The sequence below is a fragment of the Sediminibacterium sp. genome (genome assembly GCF_051861365.1).
Classification (GTDB): domain Bacteria; phylum Bacteroidota; class Bacteroidia; order Chitinophagales; family Chitinophagaceae; genus Sediminibacterium.
Map to the genome: position 1 here is coordinate 53,573 of NZ_JBHYCW010000016.1, position 24,011 is coordinate 77,583.

The 24,011-nt window shown below is 40.4% G+C and carries 23 protein-coding genes; 5 read left to right on the plus strand and 18 right to left on the minus strand.

From position 1 onward, the window contains the following. Window positions 1-177 precede the first annotated feature (177 nt). Together ACTIEV_RS09100 and bcp are read right to left on the minus strand one after the other, a co-directional pair. Complete coding sequence (locus tag ACTIEV_RS09100) at window positions 178-1,041, minus strand: serine hydrolase (RefSeq protein WP_322197269.1); 864 nt, start codon at window positions 1,039-1,041, stop codon at window positions 178-180. Between the two features lie 109 nt (window positions 1,042-1,150). Continuing rightward, on the minus strand, window positions 1,151-1,615 hold the full coding sequence (gene bcp, locus ACTIEV_RS09105; RefSeq protein ID WP_250687128.1) for a thioredoxin-dependent thiol peroxidase: 465 nt from the start codon (window positions 1,613-1,615) through the stop codon (window positions 1,151-1,153). A gap of 219 nt (window positions 1,616-1,834) precedes the next feature. Here bcp and carB point away from each other — a divergent pair, with 219 nt between their 5' ends. The 3 genes from carB to ACTIEV_RS09120 all read left to right on the plus strand — a co-directional run bounded on the left by carB (window position 1,835) and on the right by ACTIEV_RS09120 (window position 5,370). Further along, window positions 1,835-3,481, plus strand: coding sequence for a carbamoyl-phosphate synthase large subunit (gene carB / locus ACTIEV_RS09110; RefSeq protein ID WP_322197270.1), 1,647 nt, complete (start codon window positions 1,835-1,837; stop codon window positions 3,479-3,481). Between the two features lie 138 nt (window positions 3,482-3,619). Further along, window positions 3,620-4,582: a transketolase family protein gene (locus ACTIEV_RS09115; protein WP_178886421.1), complete on the plus strand. Its 963-nt coding sequence runs from the start codon at window positions 3,620-3,622 to the stop codon at window positions 4,580-4,582. A gap of 215 nt (window positions 4,583-4,797) precedes the next feature. Continuing rightward, window positions 4,798-5,370 carry a hypothetical protein gene (locus ACTIEV_RS09120; protein WP_322197271.1) on the plus strand — a complete coding sequence of 191 codons (573 nt, stop codon included), beginning with the start codon at window positions 4,798-4,800 and terminating at the stop codon, window positions 5,368-5,370. Window positions 5,371-5,480: 110 nt separating this feature from the next. Here ACTIEV_RS09120 and pdxH read toward each other — a convergent pair whose 3' ends face one another. The 9 genes from pdxH to ACTIEV_RS09165 all read right to left on the minus strand — a co-directional run bounded on the left by pdxH (window position 5,481) and on the right by ACTIEV_RS09165 (window position 16,603). After that, entirely contained in the window at window positions 5,481-6,122 is a 642-nt protein-coding gene (gene pdxH, locus ACTIEV_RS09125) for a pyridoxamine 5'-phosphate oxidase (protein WP_322197272.1), read from the minus strand. A gap of 127 nt (window positions 6,123-6,249) precedes the next feature. Further along, window positions 6,250-9,324: an efflux RND transporter permease subunit gene (locus ACTIEV_RS09130; RefSeq protein WP_322197273.1), complete on the minus strand. Its 3,075-nt coding sequence runs from the start codon at window positions 9,322-9,324 to the stop codon at window positions 6,250-6,252. A gap of 47 nt (window positions 9,325-9,371) precedes the next feature. Continuing rightward, the gene (locus ACTIEV_RS09135) at window positions 9,372-10,418 is read right to left on the minus strand and encodes an efflux RND transporter periplasmic adaptor subunit (RefSeq protein WP_322197306.1); all 1,047 of its coding nucleotides are present in this window, start codon (window positions 10,416-10,418) and stop codon (window positions 9,372-9,374) included. 128 nt (window positions 10,419-10,546) lie between these two features. Next, window positions 10,547-11,518, minus strand: a complete 972-nt coding sequence (locus tag ACTIEV_RS09140) for a hypothetical protein (RefSeq protein ID WP_322197274.1) — start codon at window positions 11,516-11,518, stop codon at window positions 10,547-10,549. 23 nt (window positions 11,519-11,541) lie between these two features. Then, the gene (locus ACTIEV_RS09145) at window positions 11,542-12,315 is read right to left on the minus strand and encodes a hypothetical protein (RefSeq protein WP_322197275.1); all 774 of its coding nucleotides are present in this window, start codon (window positions 12,313-12,315) and stop codon (window positions 11,542-11,544) included. Between the two features lie 169 nt (window positions 12,316-12,484). Then, window positions 12,485-13,216 carry an esterase family protein gene (locus tag ACTIEV_RS09150; protein ID WP_322197276.1) on the minus strand — a complete coding sequence of 244 codons (732 nt, stop codon included), beginning with the start codon at window positions 13,214-13,216 and terminating at the stop codon, window positions 12,485-12,487. A 36-nt stretch (window positions 13,217-13,252) separates the two neighbouring features. Further along, window positions 13,253-13,996: a ParA family protein gene (locus tag ACTIEV_RS09155; protein ID WP_322197277.1), complete on the minus strand. Its 744-nt coding sequence runs from the start codon at window positions 13,994-13,996 to the stop codon at window positions 13,253-13,255. A 171-nt stretch (window positions 13,997-14,167) separates the two neighbouring features. Then, window positions 14,168-15,427, minus strand: a complete 1,260-nt coding sequence (chrA, locus tag ACTIEV_RS09160; RefSeq protein WP_322197278.1) for a chromate efflux transporter — start codon at window positions 15,425-15,427, stop codon at window positions 14,168-14,170. A 231-nt stretch (window positions 15,428-15,658) separates the two neighbouring features. Then, entirely contained in the window at window positions 15,659-16,603 is a 945-nt protein-coding gene (locus ACTIEV_RS09165; protein WP_250687117.1) for an isopenicillin N synthase family dioxygenase, read from the minus strand. A 128-nt stretch (window positions 16,604-16,731) separates the two neighbouring features. Here ACTIEV_RS09165 and ACTIEV_RS09170 point away from each other — a divergent pair, with 128 nt between their 5' ends. Continuing rightward, window positions 16,732-17,775, plus strand: coding sequence for a DUF3089 domain-containing protein (locus tag ACTIEV_RS09170; RefSeq protein ID WP_439516373.1), 1,044 nt, complete (start codon window positions 16,732-16,734; stop codon window positions 17,773-17,775). 33 nt (window positions 17,776-17,808) lie between these two features. Here ACTIEV_RS09170 and ACTIEV_RS09175 read toward each other — a convergent pair whose 3' ends face one another. The 7 genes from ACTIEV_RS09175 to recQ all read right to left on the minus strand — a co-directional run bounded on the left by ACTIEV_RS09175 (window position 17,809) and on the right by recQ (window position 22,710). Continuing rightward, on the minus strand, window positions 17,809-18,063 hold the full coding sequence (locus ACTIEV_RS09175) for a hypothetical protein (protein WP_322197280.1): 255 nt from the start codon (window positions 18,061-18,063) through the stop codon (window positions 17,809-17,811). A gap of 232 nt (window positions 18,064-18,295) precedes the next feature. Continuing rightward, the gene (locus tag ACTIEV_RS09180; protein WP_322197281.1) at window positions 18,296-18,499 is read right to left on the minus strand and encodes a hypothetical protein; all 204 of its coding nucleotides are present in this window, start codon (window positions 18,497-18,499) and stop codon (window positions 18,296-18,298) included. 30 nt (window positions 18,500-18,529) lie between these two features. Continuing rightward, a complete protein-coding gene (locus ACTIEV_RS09185; protein ID WP_322197282.1) occupies window positions 18,530-18,691 on the minus strand; it encodes a hypothetical protein in 162 nt (53 codons plus the stop codon). Between the two features lie 79 nt (window positions 18,692-18,770). After that, on the minus strand, window positions 18,771-18,980 hold the full coding sequence (locus tag ACTIEV_RS09190; RefSeq protein WP_178886433.1) for a hypothetical protein: 210 nt from the start codon (window positions 18,978-18,980) through the stop codon (window positions 18,771-18,773). A gap of 376 nt (window positions 18,981-19,356) precedes the next feature. Then, complete coding sequence (locus tag ACTIEV_RS09195; RefSeq protein WP_322197283.1) at window positions 19,357-19,557, minus strand: hypothetical protein; 201 nt, start codon at window positions 19,555-19,557, stop codon at window positions 19,357-19,359. Between the two features lie 18 nt (window positions 19,558-19,575). Further along, window positions 19,576-20,313, minus strand: a complete 738-nt coding sequence (locus tag ACTIEV_RS09200; RefSeq protein ID WP_322197284.1) for an endonuclease/exonuclease/phosphatase family protein — start codon at window positions 20,311-20,313, stop codon at window positions 19,576-19,578. Window positions 20,314-20,412: 99 nt separating this feature from the next. Beyond that, a complete protein-coding gene (gene recQ / locus ACTIEV_RS09205; RefSeq protein WP_322197286.1) occupies window positions 20,413-22,710 on the minus strand; it encodes a DNA helicase RecQ in 2,298 nt (765 codons plus the stop codon). Window positions 22,711-22,934: 224 nt separating this feature from the next. Here recQ and ACTIEV_RS09210 point away from each other — a divergent pair, with 224 nt between their 5' ends. Continuing rightward, window positions 22,935-23,897, plus strand: a complete 963-nt coding sequence (locus ACTIEV_RS09210) for a KpsF/GutQ family sugar-phosphate isomerase (RefSeq protein ID WP_322197287.1) — start codon at window positions 22,935-22,937, stop codon at window positions 23,895-23,897. Window positions 23,898-24,011: the final 114 nt, after the last annotated feature.

A 24,011-nucleotide genomic window follows, 5' to 3' on the forward strand; every position in this document is an offset into this window, starting at 1 on the left:
TTACAACTATATAGAACACGGATTTTCATGATTTTCATGATCTACGCTGATTCAATTCGTGTACCACAAAAACTATCTGCGTCAATCATGATAATCCGCTCCATCTGCGTTCCACTTTACTGAAATAGCACACGGATTTTCATGATTCTCATGATTTACGCGGATATAGATAGCAACTTACTTTTTATAGTAGTTCCACAACAGGGATGATAGTTTTCGGGTGAGGGTCCAGGCTTCGTTGGAGGGGGTCCAGCTTTGGTCTTGATTGTTTTTGGTGCAGATGCAGAAGACATAATTTACCCCTTCTCCTTGTACATAAATCACTTCACTTCTACTCGCATTTACTGCGCCGTTTTTACTCGCTACAAAAACACCTGCAGGTATGGATGACAATCCCTCCTCATCCCAATAATTTCTCCCGAGTAGTTTCAACATCTTATCACTGGCAGAGTCACTAAGAATTTGTCTGGCAGCTATCTTTTCAAACAATGTCGCCATTTCACGCGGCGTGGTTTGTCCCCAACCAAAGATCTTTCTGATCTCTTCTCTTCCGGGTGTGCGGCTGTTTACTTTGGTATTCGGAAATCCCAAACTATCCATCAACTGATTGATACGTGTTCCCGTACCTGCCAATGACTGCAACCATAAACTGGCAGTATTATCACTCGTGGTGAGCATGAGCATCATCACTTTACTCAGATCGATCTTCTCATTGTTTTTGAAGGAACCTAAAATATCTACTCCTTCATACAACAATGAATCTTTATAGGTCAGTGATTGATGATAATCCAATTCTTTTTTACTGATCTTATCCATCACACCAATCATAATCGGCACTTTCACCATACTGGCAGTTGGGAATACGGTATCGGCATGTACGGCTGCTACTCTATTTTTCTTCAGATCGTGCACATACACACCAATATCTCCACGGAAACCTTGTAAAAGTGTTTCAATTTGTTGCTGTAATTTTTTATCGGTCTTTTGCGCATTCAACTGAATACAACCAATAAGCAAACAAAAAAAGAAAATACGTTGCATAGCAAGAGATTGATGCAACAAGATAGAAATTTAAAATATATCCTCCGCGTAATCTCTGTTTCTCTCGCTTTTGTGGTTATTTTTTTTTACCACAGTGACCACAGCGTTATTACTCACCCCATGCCGCCAATACCTCTTCCGCATGTTTTTTGGACATGGGTTTCTGGATGATGTTTTTGATCTTTCCATTCTCATCGATCAAAAAAGTAGTACGGATGGTGCCCATGAATTCTTTTCCCATGAATTTTTTCAATTGCCATACTCCATACTGCTCATGAATCTTTAAATCTTCATCTGCCAATAAAGGAAAAGGCAATTGATGTTTGGTCTCAAATTTTTTATGGCTTTTCACATCATCACTACTCACACCAATCACTTGAAAACCCTTCTTTTTCAATAAAGCGTAATTATCTCGCAGATTACATGCCTGCACCGTACAAGTAGGGGTATTATCGTGCGGATAGAAATACAAAACCACTTTCTGTCCCTTGAAATCTGTCAAAGACAGTTTCCTCCCATCCTGGTCCACCCCCTTAAAAACAGGAGCTTTTTTGCCAATCGCCGGTAATGCCATGTTAGAATTTTGTGCGAAGGTAGGGGGGAGAAAGCTGCCAGCCACTAGCTGCTAGCTTCTAGTAAAAAAATTAACGATACGAATAACAATATTATCTAAAATAACAAGCTAGCAGCTAGTAGCTAGTGGCTGGCAGCAAAAGCCAAAGGCTTACTGCTAAAAAATAATCCCCCCATAACCCTCCCTTCCTTACATTTGCACAATTTATTTTTTCGTCCCATGCCCAAAGATCTATCCATCAAATCTGTGTTAATTGTAGGTTCGGGTCCCATTATTATCGGACAGGCCTGCGAGTTTGATTATTCCGGTTCTCAGGCTGCCAGGAGCTTGCGTGAAGAAGGTATCAAAGTGATCCTGATCAACAGCAATCCCGCCACCATCATGACCGATCCGATGATGGCCGATAAAGTGTACCTCCTCCCCCTTACCGTTGAAAGCATTGAACAGATCCTGGAAGAAAACCAGATCGACGCCGTGCTGCCGACCATGGGTGGACAAACAGCCCTCAACCTCTGTAAAGAAGCTGATGAGCTGGGTGTTTGGGAGAAATATGGTGTGCGTATGATTGGGGTGGATGTGGCTGCCATTGATACGGCAGAAGACCGTGAGAAATTCCGTCAGTTGATGGTGAAAATTGGGATGGCCGTTGCCCCCAGCCGCGTTGCTAACAGTTTTCTGGAAGGAAAAGAGTTTGCACAAGAGATTGGTTTTCCATTGGTGATTCGTCCGTCATTCACCCTCGGTGGAACGGGTGGTGGTTTCGTGCACGGCAAAGAAGATCTGGATGCAGCACTGGAGCGCGGACTGAAAGCTTCTCCCATCCATGAAGTACTGGTTGAGAAAGCGGTGTTGGGATGGAAAGAATTTGAATTGGAATTATTGCGTGATCAGAATGATAATGTAGTCATCATTTGTACCGTTGAGAATGTGGATCCGATGGGTGTACATACAGGCGACTCTATCACCGTAGCCCCTGCCATGACACTCAGCGATACCGCTTTCCAAGAAATGCGTAACAAAGCCATGCTGATGATGCGCTCACTGGGTAATTTTTCCGGTGGTTGTAACGTACAATTTGCTTTGAATCCGGAGACAGAAGAATTGATCGCCGTGGAAATCAATCCACGTGTGAGTCGTTCTTCTGCATTGGCATCAAAAGCAACCGGTTATCCGATTGCGAAGATCGCCGCGAAACTGGCGATTGGTTATTCACTGGATGAACTGGAGAACCAGATCACAAAAACTACTTCTGCATATTTCGAACCCACTCTGGATTATGTGATCGTAAAAATCCCTCGCTGGAACTTTGACAAATTCAAAGGTGCCAATGATACATTGGGATTACAGATGAAAAGCGTAGGTGAAGTGATGGCCATCGGTCGCAGCTTCACAGAAGCCATTCAAAAAGCTTGTCAGAGTTTGGAGAATGAAGCAGTGGGATTGGGCTATTATGGTAAGAGTTTAATGAAGAGTGAAGAACTCACTGAGTATATCAAAACCCCGAAATGGGATCGCATCTTCCGTATCAAAGATGCGTTGATGCAGGGTTCTACTGTAAAATCTATTTCACAAGCCACCGGTATCGATCGTTGGTTCATCTATCAGATCCAACAGATCTGTAATATGGAAAAAGAGATCGCTAAATATTCGTTGGATACTTTACCGGAAGACTTACTGAAAGAAGCCAAGAAAAATGGTTTCAGTGATGCACAGATCGCCAACATTTTACATGGCGATTGTACCGATGAACAAGTCTACGAAAAACGCAAATCACTCGGCATCACCCGCGTCTACAAAATGGTAGACACCTGCAGCGCCGAGTTCGAAGCGAAGACACCTTATTTTTATAGTTCTTTCGAGGGGTAGTTGATGATGGTCCATGGTCGATAGTCCATAGTCCATGGCAAGAAATTGATTCAACCAGTTTTACCATGGACTATGGACCATGGACTATTGACTAATAACCCCTTTCTTTGCACTGACTTTTCAAAAACACAACACCGTATGAAACTTAAAGACATCCAGATCCTCAATGAAAAAGAAACACGTGCCGGTTTTGGTGAGGGTATTCATGAGCTTGCGAAAGAAAATGAAAATGTAGTGGTTCTCACTGCCGACCTCGCAGGATCTTTCAAGTTGGGACCTTATATCAAAGATTTTCCTAATCGTTTTATACAGTGTGGTATTGCTGAAGCCAATATGATTGGTATTGCTGCAGGATTAACCATCGGTGGTAAAATTCCATACACCACTACTTTCGCCAACTTCAGTACGGGTCGTGTGTATGATCAGATTCGTCAGAGCGTTGCGTATAGCGATAAAAATGTAAAAATTTGTGCTTCGCATGCCGGATTAACACTCGGTGAAGATGGTGCTACCCACCAAATTTTGGAAGACATCGGATTGATGAAAATGTTACCCGGTATGACCGTGGTAGTTCCTTGCGATTTCAATCAGACCAAAGCTGCTACCAAAGCCATTGCTGATTTGCATGGTCCGGTATACCTGCGTTTTGGTCGCCCGAAATGGCCCAATTTCACCAAAGAAGATGGTAGCGATTTCGTAATCGGTAAAGCACAGAAAATGAGTGAAGGAACCGATATTTCCATCTTCGCCTGCGGACACATGGTTTGGAAAGCAATCGAAGCCGGAAAAATTTTGGAAGAAAAAGGTATCAGTGTTGAACTGATCAATATACATACCATCAAACCACTCGATGAAGCTGCCATCATTGCTTCTTTGAGTAAAACCAAATGCGCCGTTACCGTAGAAGAACACAATATCATTGGTGGACTCGGTGATGCTGTTGCACAAGTGGCAGCCAGACATTGTCCGGTTCCTATTGAATACATCGGCACCAACGACACTTTCGGTGAAAGTGGTAAACCGAATGAACTCCTCGCAAAATACGGATTGGATACGCCGTTTATTGTTGCGGCGGCGGAGAAGGCGATGGGGAGGAAGTAGTGAGTTGTGAGTTGTGAGTTGATAGATGACAGTGTACAGTTGACAGAAGAAAAAAAGAGCGTCTTTTTAAGACGCTCTTTTTTTCTTCTGTCACTACTCACTATTCACTTATTAACGTCTCCACATAAGAAGTAAATAATATATTTGAAGATGTCATATCAAACTGTGAAAGACATAACAAGTATTTAGCTGTACTACGATTTACAAATCTTACTATGAATAGGTATATTTTATTTCTGCTATTATTTGCTTTTCAATCAACTATTTATAGTCAGGTAAGTATTGAATTACGTGGAAACAGCATTTTGTTAAATGGGGTTGTACTAAAAACAAATCCCGATAAAAAGGAATTGGATTCTCTCTTGGATGAGAAAAGTATTGAGGGTAAGATTATTGGCTCTTTTGATCCTAATACAAAAGAAACCAGTTGGGAGAAAAGATTTTCTTTTCGTTTTAAAATATCTGGGGTATCAATAGAATACTATGCAAAAGAAAAAGATATCTATAGTGTTAGATTATTCATGAAGTCGAGCCACAAAGATCCCGAGAAAGATAATTTGATTACCTATCCAAACCAATTCAAAGATGGTGCGATGATATTAGACAGTAGCGCTACAATGGAGCAGGTTATACCATTACTGGATAAACAATCTGTATTAAGTATTGGTATGAGGCCTTATTACCCGAGGAAAATTCCTTCAATTGTATACAGAAGAAATGATTTCTATATCGAATTGATGTTCCATCCCGAAAATAAAAAAATCAAAGAAATACTCATCCGTAGATAAAAACATTGAACGCAGATTTTCATGATCTTCATGATAAGTCATGATTTTGATGAGTCTATCTGCGCCAATCATAACAATCATGAAAATCCGTGTTCTATCAAATAATATCATTAAGGCGCCAATCGTTCTACTTTCCAGCCCTGTTCTGTTTTGGTGTATTTGAAACGATCATGTAAACGACTACTTCTTCCCTGCCAGAACTCGATCACTGTTGGCCTTACACGATAACCTCCCCAATGTTCCGGACGAGGAATGGTTTGTCCGGAGAATTCACTGGTATATTTAGCAACATTAGCTTCAATGACATTTCTATCCGGTATCACCGAACTCTGTGGCGATGCCCAGGCACCAATACGGCTTCCTTCCGGACGAGAATGGAAATACTCATCACTCTCTTGCGCACTTATTTTTTCTACCGTTCCTTCAATGCGTATTTGTCTCTCCAATTCTTTCCAGAAAAATACCAACGCTGCTTGCGGATTATCTGCCAGCTCTTGTCCTTTGTGACTGTTGTAGTTGGTGAAGAACACAAAACCTTGCGCATCATATCCCTTCAATAAAACAATACGAGCAGAGGGTATTCCTGATTTAGTAGCTGTAGCCAGCGTCATCGCATTCACTTCATCGATTTCACTCTTCACTGCTTCCTGCCACCAGTGCTCGAACTGCATAAAGGGATCAGCTGCTACATCACTTTCATTCAAGGAATGTTGTTTATAATCTTTTCTGATATCGGCCACGGATGTTTTCATACAAGAAGTTTCTACTACAAAAATACGATCTATAAAAGGAAAGTTGAAGACATAAAAAAAGGGTGAAAACAATCACTTTCACCCTTTTTGAATTTTGATTTTTGACTTTTGATTTTTGACTTTTGATTTAATCCGTAATATCCATCTTCTTCACTTCATGCTTTCCAGAGATAAACGTGTACACCGCAGGTATCACAAACAAAGTCAGTACGAGTGAGAACATGATACCACCTACGATCACAATACCCAATGGCATACGGCTGGTAGCGGCTGCACCGATACTCAATGCAATCGGTAAGGCACCCAATGCAGTTGCTAAACTCGTCATCAAGATCGGACGTAAACGTTGTGCGGAAGCTTCGATTACTGCTTCGGTTTTCTTCAATCCGAATTCACGTTTCTGATTGGCAAATTCTACTATGAGGATACCATTCTTGGTAACGAGTCCAATGAGCATGATCATACCAATCTGTGAGAAGATGTTCAATGTTTGATCAAATAACCACAAACTCAATAAAGCACCTGCCAATGCTAACGGCACTGTGATCATGATGGTGAATGGATCTTTGAAACTTTCAAACTGTGCCGCCAATACCAGATAAATCAATACCAATGCCAATCCGAATGCGAAGGTAGTATTAGATGAACTTTCTGCATAGTCTCTTGATGCACCACCTAAAGCTGTCTGGAAGCTTTCATCCAATAATTTATCACCGATGGCTTGCATGGCTTTCACACCATCGCCAATAGTCTTACCTTCTGCCAAGGATGCTGAAATGGTTGCCGCTTTGAATCGATTATAATGAAAGAGTGTTGGCGGATTGGAATTCTCTTCCAATTTCACCACCGATGTCAATGGAATATTTTCTCCTCTTGCATTTCTTACATACAGATTCGAAATATCTCCCGGCTCCTGACGATCTTTTAACTCTACTTGTGAGATCACTTCATATTGCTTACCATTCATGATGAAATATGCCAGTCTTCTTCCACTGAATGCACTCGACACAACATCAGCAACATCAGAGATAGATAATCCCAGATCCTTTGCTTTGATACGATCGATGGTGATCTGTAATTCCGGTTTATTGAATTTCAGGTTTACATCTACGTTTGAAAAAGTCTTATCTTTTTTTGCTTCCTCTAAAAATTTCGGGATCACTTCTTTGATCTTTTCAAAATCTAGATTCTGTAAAATGTATTGAACAGGCAATGACCCACGTGAGCCCAATCCAACAGAAATGGTTTGTTCTTCTACCGGAAAAATTCGTGCATTGTTGAACTGTGGTAATTTTTTGCTAATGGCTCTTGCGATCTCGCTTTGACTTCTCGTACGTTTATCCGGATCTACAAAAGCAATACGAGCTGTACCGCTGTTGACACCACCACTACCACCAAAACCAGGGATGGCTGCAAATACAAAGTCTTTTTCAGGAACAGAATCAGATAGGTAATCAATGAGTTTATTGCCCACGTCCACCATATAACTATAGCTCGCACCTTCCGGACCCGACATTTGGAAACGAACACTGCTTCTGTCTTCAAGTGGTGCCAGTTCACTTTGCAGATTGGTACCTACCAAGTAAATACCTCCCAAACAAAGCAATATGATGACCCAAGCCATCCAACGGATGCGAAGAAATCCGGTAAGCATTCGCTTATAGCCATTCTCCATACCGCGGAAGAAGGGTTCCGTCATTTCATAGAACTTACCATGTCCTGCATCTTTCTTATTCAGGTATACATTCAATACCGGTGTGATGGTGAGCGATACAAATGCGGATACCAATACCGCTGCCGCTACCGTAATACCAAACTCACGGAACAGACTTCCTACAAAACCTTCGAGGAAGATCACAGGTAAGAATACTACCGCCAGTGTAATAGAAGTGGAAATAACCGCAAAGAAAATTTCTTTACTTCCCTCCAGTGCCGCTTTGCGAATCGGCAAACCTCCTTCCAGTTTTCGGAAAATATTTTCTGTTACAACGATACCATCATCCACCACCAATCCTGTTGCCAGTACGATACCCAATAAGGTCAATACATTCACAGAGAAACCTGCGATATACATGATGAAGAAAGTGGCAACGAGTGAGATAGGGATATCGATCAATGGGCGAATCGCGATTAACCAATTTCGGAAGAAGAAGAAAATCACCAATACTACCAGACTGAAAGAAATCAATAAGGTTTCTTCTACTTCTTTAATAGAACGTCGAACATTTTTGGTTTGATCGATCAAAGGTGTCAATTCAAAATCACCTTTCTGACTTTTCTGAATTTCTTCTACGCGTTTATAAAATTCATCAGCAATTTTAATATAGTTGGCGCCGGGTTGTGGAATGATGGCCAAACCAACGGCATTCACACCATTCAATCGCCAACTGAATTCTTCATTCTCCGGACCGATCTCTACTTTGGCCACATCACTCAATCGAATGATCCCTCTATTGTCTTCAAAAATGATGAGATCCCGAAAATCTTTTTCTGTTTGTAATCGTCCCAATGCACGGATCGTCATTTCTGTATTCTGACCATAAATTTTACCGGATGGTATCTCTACGTTTTCTCTATTCAGTGCATTACGCAGATCAGCAAATGTGATATTATATGCATTGAGTTTATCCGGATCAATCCAGATACGCATCGCCGGACGTTTTTGTCCGAAAATATTGATCGAGCTGACTTCAGGAATGGTTTGTAATCTTTCAACGAGTACATTTTCTGCATAGTCACTCAACTCCAATAAACCTTTGGTACGACTTTGTACCGCCATTAAAAGAATGAAATCGCTATTCGCATCGGCTTTACTTACAACCGGTGGTGCATCGATATCCTGAGGAAGATTTCGTGCAGCCTGACTCACTTTATCACGCACATCATTGGCTGCAGCTTCGAGGTCTTCATTGATATTGAATTCAACCGTGATATTACTGGAACCATTGGAACTGGAAGAAGTAATGGTTCTGATACCGGGAATTCCATTGATGGACTTCTCCAGCGGTTCTGTGATCTGACTCTCTACAATATCTGAGTTGGCACCGGCATAAGAGGTACGCACATTCACAATGGGTGGATCAATGGCCGGGTATTCACGTACTGATAAAAAAGTATATCCCACCACTCCAAACAACACGATGAGAATATTCATCACGGTTGCGAGGATTGGTCGTTTTAACGATAGTTCTGAAATATTCATACAGTCAAGTGGTTAAAGAAATGAAAACAGGGTTCAGTTGCAGGAGCTTATTGTTGCCCCATAAATTCTGTGATCTGTTTTACACTTCTCACTTTTATTTGAGAATTAGGACGCACAAATAATACGCCTGATACCGCAATGCTATCACCTACATTGAGTCCACTCACCACTTCTGCTGCACCATTCGCGCGTAAACCTGTTACGATATCTGTTATTTTACCTTTTCCATCTTTCACCACTACCACTTTTTTGGCTTTTGCATCAGGAATGATGGCATTGGTAGGAACAAGAATGCTATTGTTTTTACCGCCTGCATCCAATAATACTTTTACAAAAGCACCCGGATTAATATTGGCTCCATCCAATACTGCTCTTACTTTAAGGTTACGGGTAGTAGCATCGATCTGTGGTTCAGTAGCAATGATGGTGGCTTTGCGAACAGACCCACCTGCATTGGTTTTTACATTGACTGATTTTCCTTTACCAATAACGTCCGTATACATTTCAGGAACAGTAAAATCGATCTTTACTTTATCGGTTTGTTGTAACGTAGCAAGAATGGTAGCTGGTGTTACATAAGCACCCGGACTGATCATTCTCAAACCTAATATACCGGTGAAAGGTGCTTTTAACACTGTTTTATCGATCTGGGCTTGAGTAATATCCAGATCTGCTTTTAAAGTATTCACCTGATTGAGTACGGCATCATAATCAGCCTGATTGATACCATTGATATCAAGCAGTTTTTTTAGTCGAGCTTCATTTTTTTGTGCCAGATCCAATTGAACACGAATTTTCTGCATATTGGCTTGTAGATCAGCATCATTGATCCTGGCAAGCACCGTTCCTTGAGATACTTTCGCTCCTTCTGGTAGATTGAGATAAGTTAAACGGCCACTTACTTCCGGTTGCAGATTGGCAGCTTCATTGGCCACTACCGTACCATTCACTTCAATGGTATTGGCAATACTGCTCTTCCCAGCGATAATTACATCTACAATAACTGCTTGTTGACCTCCATTCTGCTGACGTGGTTCTTCTTTTTTGCTTTTACAGGCTACCGTAAACAGTGCTGCAATAGCCAATGGATACATTCTTTTCAAGACTTGAGATTTAGGACCGATAAAGATAGAATTATTTAATGTCTTATTGTTGCAACATTGGATGAATGGCCGGGATGTGTTCTACATCGGCGATTCTTCACTTTGCTCAGCAATAACGGCTATTCAGCCAATTTGTTGGGAACTTTTCTTCGAATAACCCAATCTGCCTGATTGTGTCGATAGAATACAAGGTTATATTTCATCTGAACATCATTCAAACCCAGATTGAGATGTACCCCCGCTCCTTTTTCTTTTCCTTCGCTTTTACAACGGATGGTAAGGTGATTCCACTCTTTTTCACTCAAGTTGGCACGAAAGAAAAATGGTTTTTTACCGGGTACTACATTGTCTTCCAATAATTTCCCATTGAACCATATACTCAGTGTATCCTGATCTATTAGACCATTGTCTACCAGATTTCCAAATATCGATATGGCATCCGTTACCAAAGAATCATACACCGGAGCAACAGTAATCATTGGGGATTCTGTGGAAGGCTCAGCTTCATTTTTTTGTTTTAATAATACATGCATCAATTCCGGATTAATCGTCACAGCATCTTTTGTCAACACAAATTCAAAATATCCAAAACGACGTCTTGTAAAAGGATGTTCCCAAATACCATAAAATAATACAGAAGAATCTGTTTCCATAAAACTGCCACGAAGATCAAATAAGTCTGCTTTACGTTTTGCCTCATTCACCAAAACCGATTTCCCCTGTAAGTGGTATTGATAATATTCTTTAGGAGTAGGTCTTACAGAAAATTGATACATGGTAATCTGCTTGTTGTCCGGACCATAAGAAGTCAACTGTGCAATTGCTTTATCTGCTACTTCTAACCATTCTACTTTTGCATCGGTATCTATGATAAGATTATTAATCCGCATTCGTTGAAGTCCGTTAAAGATCTGGTCTCTGGTACGAAAAGCAGTTTCAACATCGAGTATTCCTTGAGGGCTGGTTTTATGAATGTCGATTTGAGGCGAATATACAGAAACAATACCCCTCCACACGCCTTCTCTTTGCTGTGCTACTAATAGTATAGTAAAAAAACAAACCAAGGTTGTGAGTAAAATACGTTTTTGCATACATTGGTTTTGATGCTATGAAATCAATCGTCTCTTCGCCTCAATCTACCCCTCCAATCGTATCGAACTGATCTGTAGTGGTCATAACTCCTGTTAATATAATAACCCAATTCCAGATCATTCAACTGTGTTATCATTTCATAAGAGGGTCTGTATCGATTCATGAAAGTATCCAAATCCGGTGAGTTTAACAGCGTTAGTTCACGGACAAATTTTTTACTGAATCTGCGATCAATGTATTTTTGTTGCTCTTCATCTATTAAACGATTCTGTAAAAACTCCAGATTACGATTTCTACGTACACGAAACATATTGATGAGCTCTGTCAAATCAAACCCTGCTGTTAGTCCGCCCGGATTATAATTCGGATTGGTACTCAAACGCACTGTTGGTTTTCTGAAATTGAATGCTTTGGCATAATCCTGTCTGTTCTGTATGGAATCGAGCTTATAATAATTGTTCCGCACTTTTACTTCCGGCAGATCTGCTGCGCGGACATGAATCATCACATTGAAATTATCTACGTTGATGATGGTATCTACCGGATACTTCATCGTAGATTTTCCAATCATAGAAAACCATATCGAATCAGTTCTTGGAACGGTGATCAGATAACGCCCTAAAGAATCTGTAATTGCACCTCTACCTGAATTGCTCAATACAGCAACAGCTTCCAAAGGTCTTCTGGCGGTGATATCATATACATTACCCGAAATGGTCACAAACTGAGCAGCAGCCTGTTCTTTCACAGAGCCAAAAGCAATCACCAAAAAAAGAAATAGTAGCTTTTTTCTCAAACCCGTCAATTGAACTGTAATATTAAATCAGGACGAGCAGAAAGCCTGAAATGTGAAGGGAATTAACGTGGATTTTGCAGTGTAGTCCATGGTTGATGGTCCATGGTCCATAGTAGGAAAGTTTATTTATTTTGGTCAATGGTTTTTACTATGGACTATCGACCATAGACTAAAATTTCACATCCACAATATACGGCAGCATCGTGCGCCAAGTGGGCCAGTCGTGGGTGATGTCTTGTCCCCATACATCAAGGTCATACCAAATGCCTTTACTGTAGAGTATGCCGGCAAATTTTTTAGAAGCTTCCGGATCTTCATAGGAACCGCTTCCGGTATAGATATGAATATGATGACTGGATTTGATTTTATCGAGATACCATAGATCTGTAAGTGTGGGTAGGTAATGTGCCGGACTATTATAAAACACCTGATCATCCCAATAGCCTTTGGTGTATTCTGTGAGATCATACACACCACTCATACTGATGGCACCATTGATGATATCGGGTCGTTTCAAAAATAAGTTCATGGCATGCAAGGCTCCGAATGAGGCACCACAAGTGTAGATCATGGTTTCATTACTCGTATTGGTTCTGATGAATGGAATCACTTCATTGAACACATACTCATTGAATTGATTATGACGAATGGCTTTGTGTGCAGGCTCCATTTCATTGTTCATCCAACTTTCTTTATTCATACTATCGATGCTGAATACACGAAGCTTTCCGCTGTTGATGAAAGGTGCCAGGGCATCAATCAACTGAAAACGTTCATATTCCAAATAATCGGCAGCAGCAGTCGGGATCAGTAATAATACAAAACCAAAATGCCCATAAGAAGCAATCGGCATTTCTTTTCCCAATGCCGGACTATACCATGATGATAAATGTCTTTCCATAATCCGCAGTTTGTCAACTAAGCAAAGAATTGATAATTACTGAATACAATTTTTTCTGATTTCTTTCCAAAGATCGCGATAGCATTGTGCTGCATAACTACTGGCAGCAAAAGTTTCGATGGGAGCTTCATGTACACCCATTTTTTCTACATCACTTAAATAAGGAATATAACTCTTCAGGAAGTATTTGTCTTTATAAAATTCACTCATCACTTCATGATGCAAATTTTTGCGATGATCCACCATACTAAAGAAACATTTGATCTTGGAACGATCCAGATCATTCTCTTTGAAATAATCATTTACCGTTTCGAATGAACGAATCGATAATGTAGTGGGAATATTCGGCATCAATACCCAGTCGGCCGCTACAAAAACAGCATCATGTAAAACAGAAATACCCGGTGGACTATCCAGTATCACGATATCGTACTCATTTTTGAGTGCAGATAATAGTGAGAGTAGCTTGCGTTTGGATTGTTTCATTTCATTCAGCAGGATATCTGCATGACGGGCTGAAATATCGGCCGGAATGACATTCAGGTTCTCATAAGAGGTGGTTTGTATGGCTGATTGCAGATCCATCTCGCTGTTGAGAATTTTCCGAGACTCATTTTTAACGGTGGACTTAACTCCCAAATAAAAGGAAGACGACCCTTGTGGATCCAGATCCCATACCAATGTTTTGAATCCTTCTTTGGCTGATGCGTAAGCCAGATTAATGGACGCAGCTGTTTTGCCTACGCCACCTTTAAGGTTGTAGATAGCTAATGTGACCATGCTCTAATATACGGTTTTTGTAGTAAATGAAGGAGATAGGGGTAACAAGCTTCAGGCTGCAAGCTACAGGCTTCACGTAATGATGGAGATTATCTGATAGATTAGCCAAGTATGCTAACTTACATGTTTTTCGTTCATATAGCTCATAGCGTGAAGCGTGCATCTTGCAACTCAATGAACCAAATACCCCAACAGTAAACAACCCATCACAATCAAAGGCGCGGGAATCTTATTCAGTCTGAGTAATAAGAAAGTACCGATAATGATAAAAATATCCCAAATGGCTATTAGGCGACCTTCAAATAAAGCGATGAGGAAAGTATCTTTCATGAGATAAAAAGTGGCGCCGGTCATAATACCTACTACTGCTGCATTGATACCTTCCAGTGATCGGAAGATGACTGCATATCGTTTTAGGTTATGCCATACCGGGAAAAAGAAAAGTACCAATAAGGCACTGGGAAGAAAAATGGCTATGGCACCAATCAAACAACCCATTAATTGCCAACCGGCACCTTCATCTTTTAACACCATGCCTCCAGCAAAGGCACCAATAGAAAATACAGGTCCGGGTATCGCCCGTACCATGCCTGATCCGGTTAGAAAATCTTCTTTGGACATTTTCAATACATCTCTTCTCGTTTCCTTGATTCTTTTAGATTCAGGACGAGTTACATATTGTTCATACATCAAGGGCATCATCACATCACCTCCACCAAAAACAAGACTCCCAAAACGGTAGGCGTTCTCAAAAAGGTTGATGGCTTTTCGGTTTTCCCAGTTGTTGCGGGTAGCCGTTTCCGAAATATAACCGGCAGTACCAAACAATAAGAAAAAGATGATGATATTACCCCACTTGATTTTTTTAGGCGGAACATCTTTTTGCGGAATACGCTTATCACTGAAATTGGTAGCAATACCCGCAGCTACAATCAGTGCAGGAAAAATCCATGGTGTTTTAAACAATAAAAAAGTAGCAAAAGCTGCTACTGTCATGATCACCCGGGTGATGGTATTGTGAACGGCGATATTAAAAATGCGATACGTAGAATAGGCAATAAAACCAATGGCCATCGGCTGGATGAACATAAAAAAATCAGGACGAACATCTTTACTGCTGAAATACTGCAATAAAAAAGACAATCCCCCCATCAATATACAAGCCGGTGTGATCCAAATCAATAAGGTAAGAATCGCCAATGGTATGCCACCACGTTTATATCCAATCAGTGTAAGTGTTTGTGTGGAAGAAGCTCCGGGTAATAACTGACAGAAGGCGTTGTATTCCATCAATTCAGTTTCAGAAACATCGCGACGCTGTTGAACAAAAGTCTTCATCATCATCCCTAAATGCCCCTGCGGTCCTCCAAACGCGGAAAGACTATGCCATAATACAGCGCGCAGAAACGGGATATGACGTACTAGTATCAAGGGTTAATAGAGGCAACTGTTGAGAGTGGAAATTACTGAAATCCTTGAAACTGCCGAAAATCTGATATAAGCTTCAAGCCACACGCTGCAAGCCACAAGAAATCTTGAAAATTGCTTCTTGATACTTTCTTGTAGCCTGTGGCTTGAAGCTTTCTTGTTCCCTGTTTCTTATTTCTTGTTCCTTGCTTATAGCCTGTGGCTTGCAGCTTGAAGCCTACAGCTCTGCTGTCCTTATTTTTTCAGCCCAATCTCTCTCAGTCTTTCATCCAAATATTCGCCTGCGGTAGCATCGGGATAGGCTTTGGGGTGAGCGGCGTCAATGCAGCTTTCCAGACAGGCCAGACTCATTTCACTTCTGGGGTGAAGGAAAAAAGGCATGGAGAAACGGCTGGTATGCCAATGTTCTCTTGGTGGGTTTACCACACGGTGGGTGGTGCTGCGTAATTTATTGTTGGTAAGACGTTGCAACATATCACCCACATTCACTACGATCTGTTCCGGTAATGAAGTTACATTCACCCATTCACCTTGTTTGGTTAGAATTTGCAATCCATCCGCAGAAGCACCTACCAGCAGAGTGATCAAATTGATGTCTTCATGCTGTTCTGCGCGAATAGCACTCTTAGGTTCTTGTGTGATCGGCGGATAATGGATACAACGTAAAATAGAATTACCATTTTCGATATGTTGATCAAAATAATTTTCATCCAACCCCAGGTACAAAGCAATGGCTTGCAACAAAGCACGACCACTTTTCTCAAAATTTCTGTACGCATTGAATAAAGTGGCATTCAAAGGTTCTATTTCTTTCACAACCACATTATCCGGATACTCGCTTTTAATAGGATCTCCATTTTCAACGGTTTGTCCGTACTGGAAAAATTCTTTCAGATCCGGTGCTTCACTGCCTTTGGCATGCTCACGGCCAAAACTGGTATAGCCCCTTTGTCCGGCCAAACCCGGAATTTCATACTGTAATTTTTTCTCGAGAGGAAGTGAGAAAAATTGTTGTACATGTTCATATTGCTCTGCGATCAGTTGATCGGGTATACCATGATTTTTTACTGCTACAAAGCCTACTTCCTCATAGGCTTTTCCCAATTCTTGTACAAAAGCGGCTTTGCGTGCCGGGTCACCGCTTAAAAATTCTGCGAGGTCTACTACTGGAATGGCCATAACAATCAATTTAATGTGAACAATAAAATCAGTTCTGGTAGAACCGTTTGGAAAAGTACAAAACTACTCCGATTTCCGTTAACCTGTTGATAAGAGTGAGTTTCAGGTATTTTTATCAACTTTATGCCATGAAGGCAATCTTTTGTTTTTGTGGGTTAGTCATCCTTTTCAGTAGTTGCAGCAATGGCTATCATAAATATGCTTCACAATATCAGTTGGTATCCACTTCCAATGCCCCCGATTATACAGATTTGAATTTCTGGGCAGCCCACCCCTATAAGCCGGATCCTTCGGATAGTGTTCCCAAACCGCTGCGTAAGCATTTCAAAGCTGATTCTACTGTGGATGTTTTTTTTATTCATCCAACTACTTATACCGATGAAAAACGTTTATCCGGTTGGAATGCTGCGATTACCGATTCTTTATTAGCAGCGAAAACAGATTATAGTACCATACTTTTTCAAGCCAGCATCTTCAATGCGGCCGGACGTGTTTTTGCGCCCAGGTACCGACAAGCCCATTTGGGTGCCTATTTCCCAAAATCTGCAGCAGATACTGCTGCTGCATTACAAGCATTTGAATTGGCATATGCCGATATAAAAGCTGCTTTTGTTTTATACCTCAAAAATTACAACCAAGGTAGACTGATTATTATGGCGGCGCATAGTCAGGGTACCACTCATGGTAAACGATTGGTCAAAGAGTTTTTTGATGGCAAGCCTTTGCAGCAGCAATTGGTAGCAGCTTATTTGGTGGGTATTCCGGTGGAGCCTGATTGGTTTACTGCCATTCGGCCTTGTTCTACGCCCGAGCAAACAGGTTGTTTGTTGAGTTGGAGAACGTATAAAGAAGGATACAAGCCAGAGTATGTATCAAAAGAAAATTATATTGCTGTGGTCACCAATCCATTGACTTGGAGTAGTATGGATACCATGGCAACAAGAAAAGAAAACAAGGGTGGTGTGGTAACAGGTTTTAATAGTGTTGTGAAAAAAGTGGCAGCGGCAAACAATGCTACAGGTGTTTTATGGACACACAAGCCTCGGTTTTTTGGTAATATATTTTTCACGACTAAGAATTATCATATAGGCGATTTCAATTTGTACTATATGAATGTTCGAGAGAATGTACAACAGCGAGTAGCAGCATTTCAAAAGAAAAGGACCCCATAAATGGAGTCCCTGTTGATCGCAAAAAGTAAAGCTTTATTGTTTGATGAAACGGATGGCTTTAATAAAGACATCTCCATTAAAGGCATTGAGTATATAGTTACCACTACCTAAATCACTGAGATTCAACGCCAGTTGTTGAAGCCCTTCTGCTACATCAGCTACTACGGTTTTGGCCATATGTCCTTCCACGTCTAATACTTTCAGTACCAGATTTCCGGTACGTTCAGACAGTACCGTAAGGTAGCTGTCGTTTTCGATGATATTTGGTTGCAGACTCTTGATGTACATAAACCCTCCTTTTTTTCAATAAACGAAATAATAACTCAGGGGGATGTTCAGAAAAGACACCAAATTTGGTGCCAGTGCTGCATTGATAACCTTGATTAGGGGAGATTTTAATGTTAGGATTCTGTTATAGGAATTGATTGCCACTGTCCAAAGGACTCCTTCGGAGAAGGCACTGAGGGACACTGAAAAACCCTTCTGTGGGATTCTGTGTTTTCAGTGGCAATAAAATAATCTAATGCTGATTCATCAGTAGTTTGGTTGTAAATAATTCATAATCTTCTATACTATCATAATCACCTTCGCTAATCAACCATTTTACTTCTGCCAGTTCCCATTCTGTTGAAATTTTATAGCGAAAATTCTTAGGATACTTTTCTCCGAAAAGCCCGATAACATAATTCTCATCTTCAATAATGGTCTTCTTTTTTTTGGGCATATATAGAATAATGACATTATAAGAAAAGTTTTAAGGTTCCAATAATAACCGCGTCATCGTTTCTTCATAATCGCGAATGTCTTTAAATACACCCTCTTTGATTAACCACAATACTTCTTTACGCTCATTTTTATCCTTCAATTTAAAACGATAATTCTCAGGAAGTTTGATACCAAACGCTCCTTTTACCATTTTAATTTTTTGAGGTTTTTTGTTAGACATCGCGACTTTTATAGAAGGCTTTAATAATTAAAAAGGGGGGATGACAAAGTCAATTAGTGTGTTGATTCAATAATAGCTTAGTCGTAAATAATTCATAATCTTCTATACTGTCAAAGTCACCTTCACTAATCAACCATTTTACTTCTGCTAATTCCCATTCAGTAGAAATTTTATACCTAAAATTTTTAGGGTACTTTTCACCGAATAGTCCGATAACATAGTCTTCTTGTTTTAATATGGACTTCTGTTTTTTAGGCATGTTTGTAATAATAGCAGGTTTTTATTACAGCAAAATTAGCAGTTAAAATGATGACAACTTGGTATTTTTTAGCATTAAACTGAGCCACTCCGCACCAGATTCTACCCTTTTTGTTTTGAAAGACTGCACTCTTTGCAATCCTCTGTATATCAAGGAAACAAACATCATGAGGCGGATTATAATACATGAAGTTATGCATGATATGATCCGCATATTCAAAAGTGAGTTTTAACTCTACTTTTCTGTTTCGAATTTTTATGATGGCATTTTCTGTTCCCACTCAATCATTAAAATGGGAAGATAGAATGAGAGAAGATCACAAGAACAATATGAAAAGAATCAAGTACATATCTACCGTATTTATACTTGAAAAACACTAAACTTCTTTATCAAGAAGCATATACCTTTTTAATCCATTGATCATCATTTCATCTAAAACATCAACTAAGTTTCCGTATGTACATCCTTTTGTTGGGAATATTAATACAACTGGCTCTGCATTCCCACCAAAATCATTTTTTACTGGTTTGAGTTTGTATTTCTGCCATGATTGATCTTTTAAATAAGATGCTATCAAACAGATTTTCCATACACCTCACCACTCCAACTCCACCAACACCGGCCGATGATCAGAAGCCACCGGCTCATCCATCACGATGGCCGACTTCACTTTAAATGGATCATTTTTTCTGGTAAGAATATAATCAATACAACGATCGGGTTTATTTGCCGGAAAACTATAGCCGGTGCCACTTAGCAATGTCCACTGCTGTTGTAAAGATTGCATAAAAGAAGAGCTGGGAAGATCATTCAAATCACCTGCGAGTAGTACCGGCTTTTTGTAAGCGTCTACTTCCTGATTGATTATATTCACCGTATTGATTCGATCTTCTTCTGTTAATGACAAATGCGTACACAGAAAAACATAACGTTCAAATTCAACCAACAATAACACCCTTTTCTCTTCTCTGCCAGGTAAGGATAGATAACGAAACGACAAAGGCTTCTCCTTCGACAACACACCCACACCATATTTACCTCCATTATAATCAATCGCAGGTGCATATACAGCAAACATGCCTGTTAGCTCAGATAGTTTTTGTAACACATCTACTTGTTTACTGCGATAGGTTACACTATCCAGCTCCTGCAATGCAATGACATCAGCCTTTGATGTTTGCAAAATGTCTGCAATACGCCGATAATTGGTAGCCTCATCCAAACCCTTCGCATTGCGAACATTATAAGTCAACACACGAAGCTGATGAGATTGTGCATGGGTAGCGCCGAATATCATTGCTGCTATCAGAGAAAGAAGAATGTGTTTATACATAATTGTGATGATTGGATAGTGTGAAAAGTGAAAGGTGAAACGTGAAAGGATTAGATTCATACTACTTCAACCCCCTTTCACGTTTCACCTTTCACTTTCCTAATTCCCATACACACTCAAAAACTTAATCCGCATAATTTTCAACTGTTCCCAGGTGTAATCATTGTCGCTGAGTTCTTGTTGTGCAATTTGGAGGGAGGAGGTTTCACAGTTTTTAAAATATTCAATGATCTCTTCCTGATCGTATTCATCCAGCCATTCATCAATGGCGTAGTCCAGGTTCAGCTTGGTTCCACTGGCTGCAATGGTTTCCATTTCTTCCAGTAGCTCATCCAAACGCAAACTTTTATTTCTCGCTATGGTTTCCAGCGGTATTTTCTTGTCTACATTCTGAATGATATAAATTTTATTGTTCGCCTTATTCGCCACACTCTTCATCACAAAATCATCCGGCTTTTCAATTTCATTCTCTTCTACATACTTAGCAACCATCTCTACAAATGGTTTCCCGTATTTCAGCGCCTTACCCTTACTTACACCCTGACATTTCTCCAACTCCTGTAATGTAGTTGGGTATAAAGTAGCCATGTCCTGTAAAGAAGTTTCTAGGAAAATTACAAATGGAGGCAGGTTCTTTTTCTTGGCTTCTTTTTGACGCAACTCTTTGAGCATTTCAAAAAGCTTATCATCGGCTGCTGCTCCGGTTTGTGTTCCTCCTTCGCCTTCTTCATCATCGGCATTGGCATCTTCAAATAAATTATTGAGTACGATTTTGAAAGAAGCAGGCTTCTTCAAAAACTTCTCTCCTTTTTCTGTGATCTTCAGTAAGCCATACTCTTCAATATCTTTTCTGATCAGGTTCTCCAACATCATTTGTCGGATCAAGCTGTTCCACAAATGCAGTTCTTTATCTTTTCCAATACCAAATACTTCCAACTGATCATGTCTGAACATGCCAATTTGTGGCGTTAGTTTTCCAACCAGTACACTGATTACATAATCCGTCACAAATCTTTCATCCAATGCCTGAATGGTTTTCAGTACTTGCACCACTTCTTCCTTCACTTCTATTTTCTCTTTCGGATTGCGGCAGTTGTCACAATTACCACAGTTCTTTTCTTCCCAGGTTTCACCGAAATAGTGTAACAATATCTTTCTTCTGCAAACAGAACTTTCTGCATAAGCAACTGTTTCATCAATTAGTTGTCCGCCCACTTCTCTTTCACTCAAAGGTTTGTCGCGCATTAAGTGTTCGAGTTTCGCTACATCTTTATGGGAATAGTAGAGTACACAAATTCCCTCCAATCCATCTCTTCCCGCACGTCCTGTTTCCTGATAATAATTCTCGATGGATTTAGGAATATTGAAGTGAATCACAAAACGGATATCGGGTTTATCAATCCCCATTCCAAATGCGATGGTAGCCACAATTACTTGTACATCTTCATTCAAAAACTGATCCTGTCTTTCGGCACGCAGTTTTTGATCCAGTCCGGCATGATAAGCGACTGCTTTGATATTATTCGCCACCAATAATTCTGCCAGTTCTTCTGTGGTTTTGCGGTTCAATGTATAAATGATACCGCTTTTGCCTTTATGCTGACTGATGAACTTTACAATATGTTTTACTGTCTGATCTTTTTTGATCTTCGGTTGAATCTCATAATAAAGATTGGTACGATTGAAAGAAGAGATCAAAATATTCGGCTCACGTAAACCGAGGTTTTTAACAATATCACTCTGTACTTTTGGAGTAGCCGTAGCTGTTAATGCAATCACTGGAACATCTGGATTAATGATATCCATCATTTCACGCAAGCGACGGTATTCAGGTCTGAAATCATGTCCCCACTCAGAGATACAGTGTGCTTCATCCACAGCAAAAAAAGAAATCTTGAGATCACGGAAATATTCCAGGTTTTCTGCCTTGGTTAAGGTTTCCGGAGCAACATACAGCAGTTTGGTTTTACCGCTGTCGAGGTCTTCTTTCACTGCTTTGATCTGTCCTTTATTGAGGGAGGAGTTGAGGAAATGGGCTACATCGTCTTTTTCACTGTATCCTCTTACTAAGTCTACCTGATTTTTCATTAAGGCAATAAGGGGAGATACAATAATAGCACAGCCATCAAGAATCATGGCCGGTAGCTGATAACACAGACTTTTTCCACCACCGGTAGGCATGATGACAAATGTATCTTGTCCACTTAACAGACTTCTGATCGATTTTTCCTGTGTTCCTTTGAATTCACGGAAGCCAAAATAGGTTTCTAGGGCGCCGTGGATATCGTATTGACTTCCTTTTAACGCTACAGGACCAGTTCTTTTCCCGACCTTAATGGGGGGTCTCTCTTTCACCGTTGCTTTTTTTGCCGGGGTTTTCTTTGTACTTGTTGCCATGTATTTACGATAGGTTTTCCGCACCTGCGGAGCCGGTTATAATCATATAAGATACCTCTTTTCCCCGGAATTTTCACTTAAAATTTGCCAATTGGCGCAGAGGAAGTGTTTCCGGCGGACCCGGTCTTTGGTGCACTTTTGAGTTTTTTTCAAAAGGACGGCGAAGTTAACGAAGAATGGGATGATTACACACACTTTGCTGTTAAAGTTTACCTTTGTGCAGCATGAAAAAAACGATCCTAGAAACAGCCATTACAACGATTGAACTGGAAGCGGCATCTGTTGCCGGATTATCCGCATTTATTGACGATACTTTTGAGAAAACGATTCGCATTTTGGCCGCCTGTAAAGGTCGGATTGTAATCAGTGGTATCGGGAAAAGTGCGATTGTAGCGCAAAAAATCGTTGCCACCCTTAATTCTACAGGAACTCCCTCATTATTCATGCATGCAGCAGACGCCATTCATGGAGATCTGGGTATGGTTCAGCAAGATGATGTGGTGATGCTGATCAGTAAAAGTGGGGAAAGTCCGGAAATCAAGGTATTGGTTCCCTTGATCAAAAACTTTGGCAATACTTTGATTGGTATGGTAGGCAATATGCAGAGCTTTCTGGCGCAGTCATCAGATCATGTATTGAACACAACAGTGAGTCAGGAAGCCTGTCCCAATAATCTCGCCCCCACCAGCAGTACCACTGCTCAAATGGTCATGGGTGATGTGTTAGCTGTTTGTTTGATGGAATTACATGGTTTTTCAGGGCATGATTTTGCCAAATACCATCCGGGCGGAAATCTTGGTAAACGTTTGTACCTGAGGGTGGCAGATCTGTATCTCAATAATGAACAACCCAAAGTTCCATTGAATGCTACCCTTAAACAAGTGATTGTTGAAATCACAGAAAAAAGATTGGGTGTTACTGCTGTTGTGGATGAAAACAACAACATCTTAGGTATTATTACTGATGGTGATTTGCGAAGAATGTTAGAAAAAACAAATGAACTGGGAGCTATTACTGCAGCTGATATTTTAACAGCAAACCCCAAAAGCATCGAACCCGGTATGCTGGCCGTAGAAGCTTTGGATATCATGAGAGATCATGATATCAGTCAGCTGGTAGTAGCAGAAAACGGAAACTACTTGGGTATTTTGCATATACATGACTTGGTGAGAGAAGGAATTATATGAAGATTCAAGAGATAAGAGACAAGACACAAGAAAGAGATTGTCCGTATATAAAAAAGGTTGACCAAAAAAGGAGGTCAACGTTATGAAAAAGGGCAAGAAAATCGCACCGAAAAG

What these genes read in the sequence shown, in the direction of transcription:
- ACTIEV_RS09100 (WP_322197269.1), bottom strand. Translation starts at nt 1,041, where the DNA reads ATGCAACGTATTTTCTTTTTTTGTTTGCTTATTGGTTGTATTCAGTTG.
- bcp (WP_250687128.1), bottom strand. Translation starts at nt 1,615, where the DNA reads ATGGCATTACCGGCGATTGGCAAAAAAGCTCCTGTTTTTAAGGGGGTG.
- carB (WP_322197270.1), top strand. Translation starts at nt 1,835, where the DNA reads ATGCCCAAAGATCTATCCATCAAATCTGTGTTAATTGTAGGTTCGGGT.
- ACTIEV_RS09115 (WP_178886421.1), top strand. Translation starts at nt 3,620, where the DNA reads ATGAAACTTAAAGACATCCAGATCCTCAATGAAAAAGAAACACGTGCC.
- ACTIEV_RS09120 (WP_322197271.1), top strand. Translation starts at nt 4,798, where the DNA reads ATGAATAGGTATATTTTATTTCTGCTATTATTTGCTTTTCAATCAACT.
- pdxH (WP_322197272.1), bottom strand. Translation starts at nt 6,122, where the DNA reads ATGAAAACATCCGTGGCCGATATCAGAAAAGATTATAAACAACATTCC.
- ACTIEV_RS09130 (WP_322197273.1), bottom strand. Translation starts at nt 9,324, where the DNA reads ATGAATATTTCAGAACTATCGTTAAAACGACCAATCCTCGCAACCGTG.
- ACTIEV_RS09135 (WP_322197306.1), bottom strand. Translation starts at nt 10,418, where the DNA reads ATGTATCCATTGGCTATTGCAGCACTGTTTACGGTAGCCTGTAAAAGC.
- ACTIEV_RS09140 (WP_322197274.1), bottom strand. Translation starts at nt 11,518, where the DNA reads ATGCAAAAACGTATTTTACTCACAACCTTGGTTTGTTTTTTTACTATA.
- ACTIEV_RS09150 (WP_322197276.1), bottom strand. Translation starts at nt 13,216, where the DNA reads ATGGAAAGACATTTATCATCATGGTATAGTCCGGCATTGGGAAAAGAA.
- ACTIEV_RS09155 (WP_322197277.1), bottom strand. Translation starts at nt 13,996, where the DNA reads ATGGTCACATTAGCTATCTACAACCTTAAAGGTGGCGTAGGCAAAACA.
- ACTIEV_RS09165 (WP_250687117.1), bottom strand. Translation starts at nt 16,603, where the DNA reads ATGGCCATTCCAGTAGTAGACCTCGCAGAATTTTTAAGCGGTGACCCG.
- ACTIEV_RS09170 (WP_439516373.1), top strand. Translation starts at nt 16,732, where the DNA reads ATGAAGGCAATCTTTTGTTTTTGTGGGTTAGTCATCCTTTTCAGTAGT.
- ACTIEV_RS09175 (WP_322197280.1), bottom strand. Translation starts at nt 18,063, where the DNA reads ATGTACATCAAGAGTCTGCAACCAAATATCATCGAAAACGACAGCTAC.
- ACTIEV_RS09180 (WP_322197281.1), bottom strand. Translation starts at nt 18,499, where the DNA reads ATGCCCAAAAAAAAGAAGACCATTATTGAAGATGAGAATTATGTTATC.
- ACTIEV_RS09185 (WP_322197282.1), bottom strand. Translation starts at nt 18,691, where the DNA reads ATGGTAAAAGGAGCGTTTGGTATCAAACTTCCTGAGAATTATCGTTTT.
- ACTIEV_RS09190 (WP_178886433.1), bottom strand. Translation starts at nt 18,980, where the DNA reads ATGCCTAAAAAACAGAAGTCCATATTAAAACAAGAAGACTATGTTATC.
- ACTIEV_RS09200 (WP_322197284.1), bottom strand. Translation starts at nt 20,313, where the DNA reads ATGTATAAACACATTCTTCTTTCTCTGATAGCAGCAATGATATTCGGC.
- recQ (WP_322197286.1), bottom strand. Translation starts at nt 22,710, where the DNA reads ATGGCAACAAGTACAAAGAAAACCCCGGCAAAAAAAGCAACGGTGAAA.
- ACTIEV_RS09210 (WP_322197287.1), top strand. Translation starts at nt 22,935, where the DNA reads ATGAAAAAAACGATCCTAGAAACAGCCATTACAACGATTGAACTGGAA.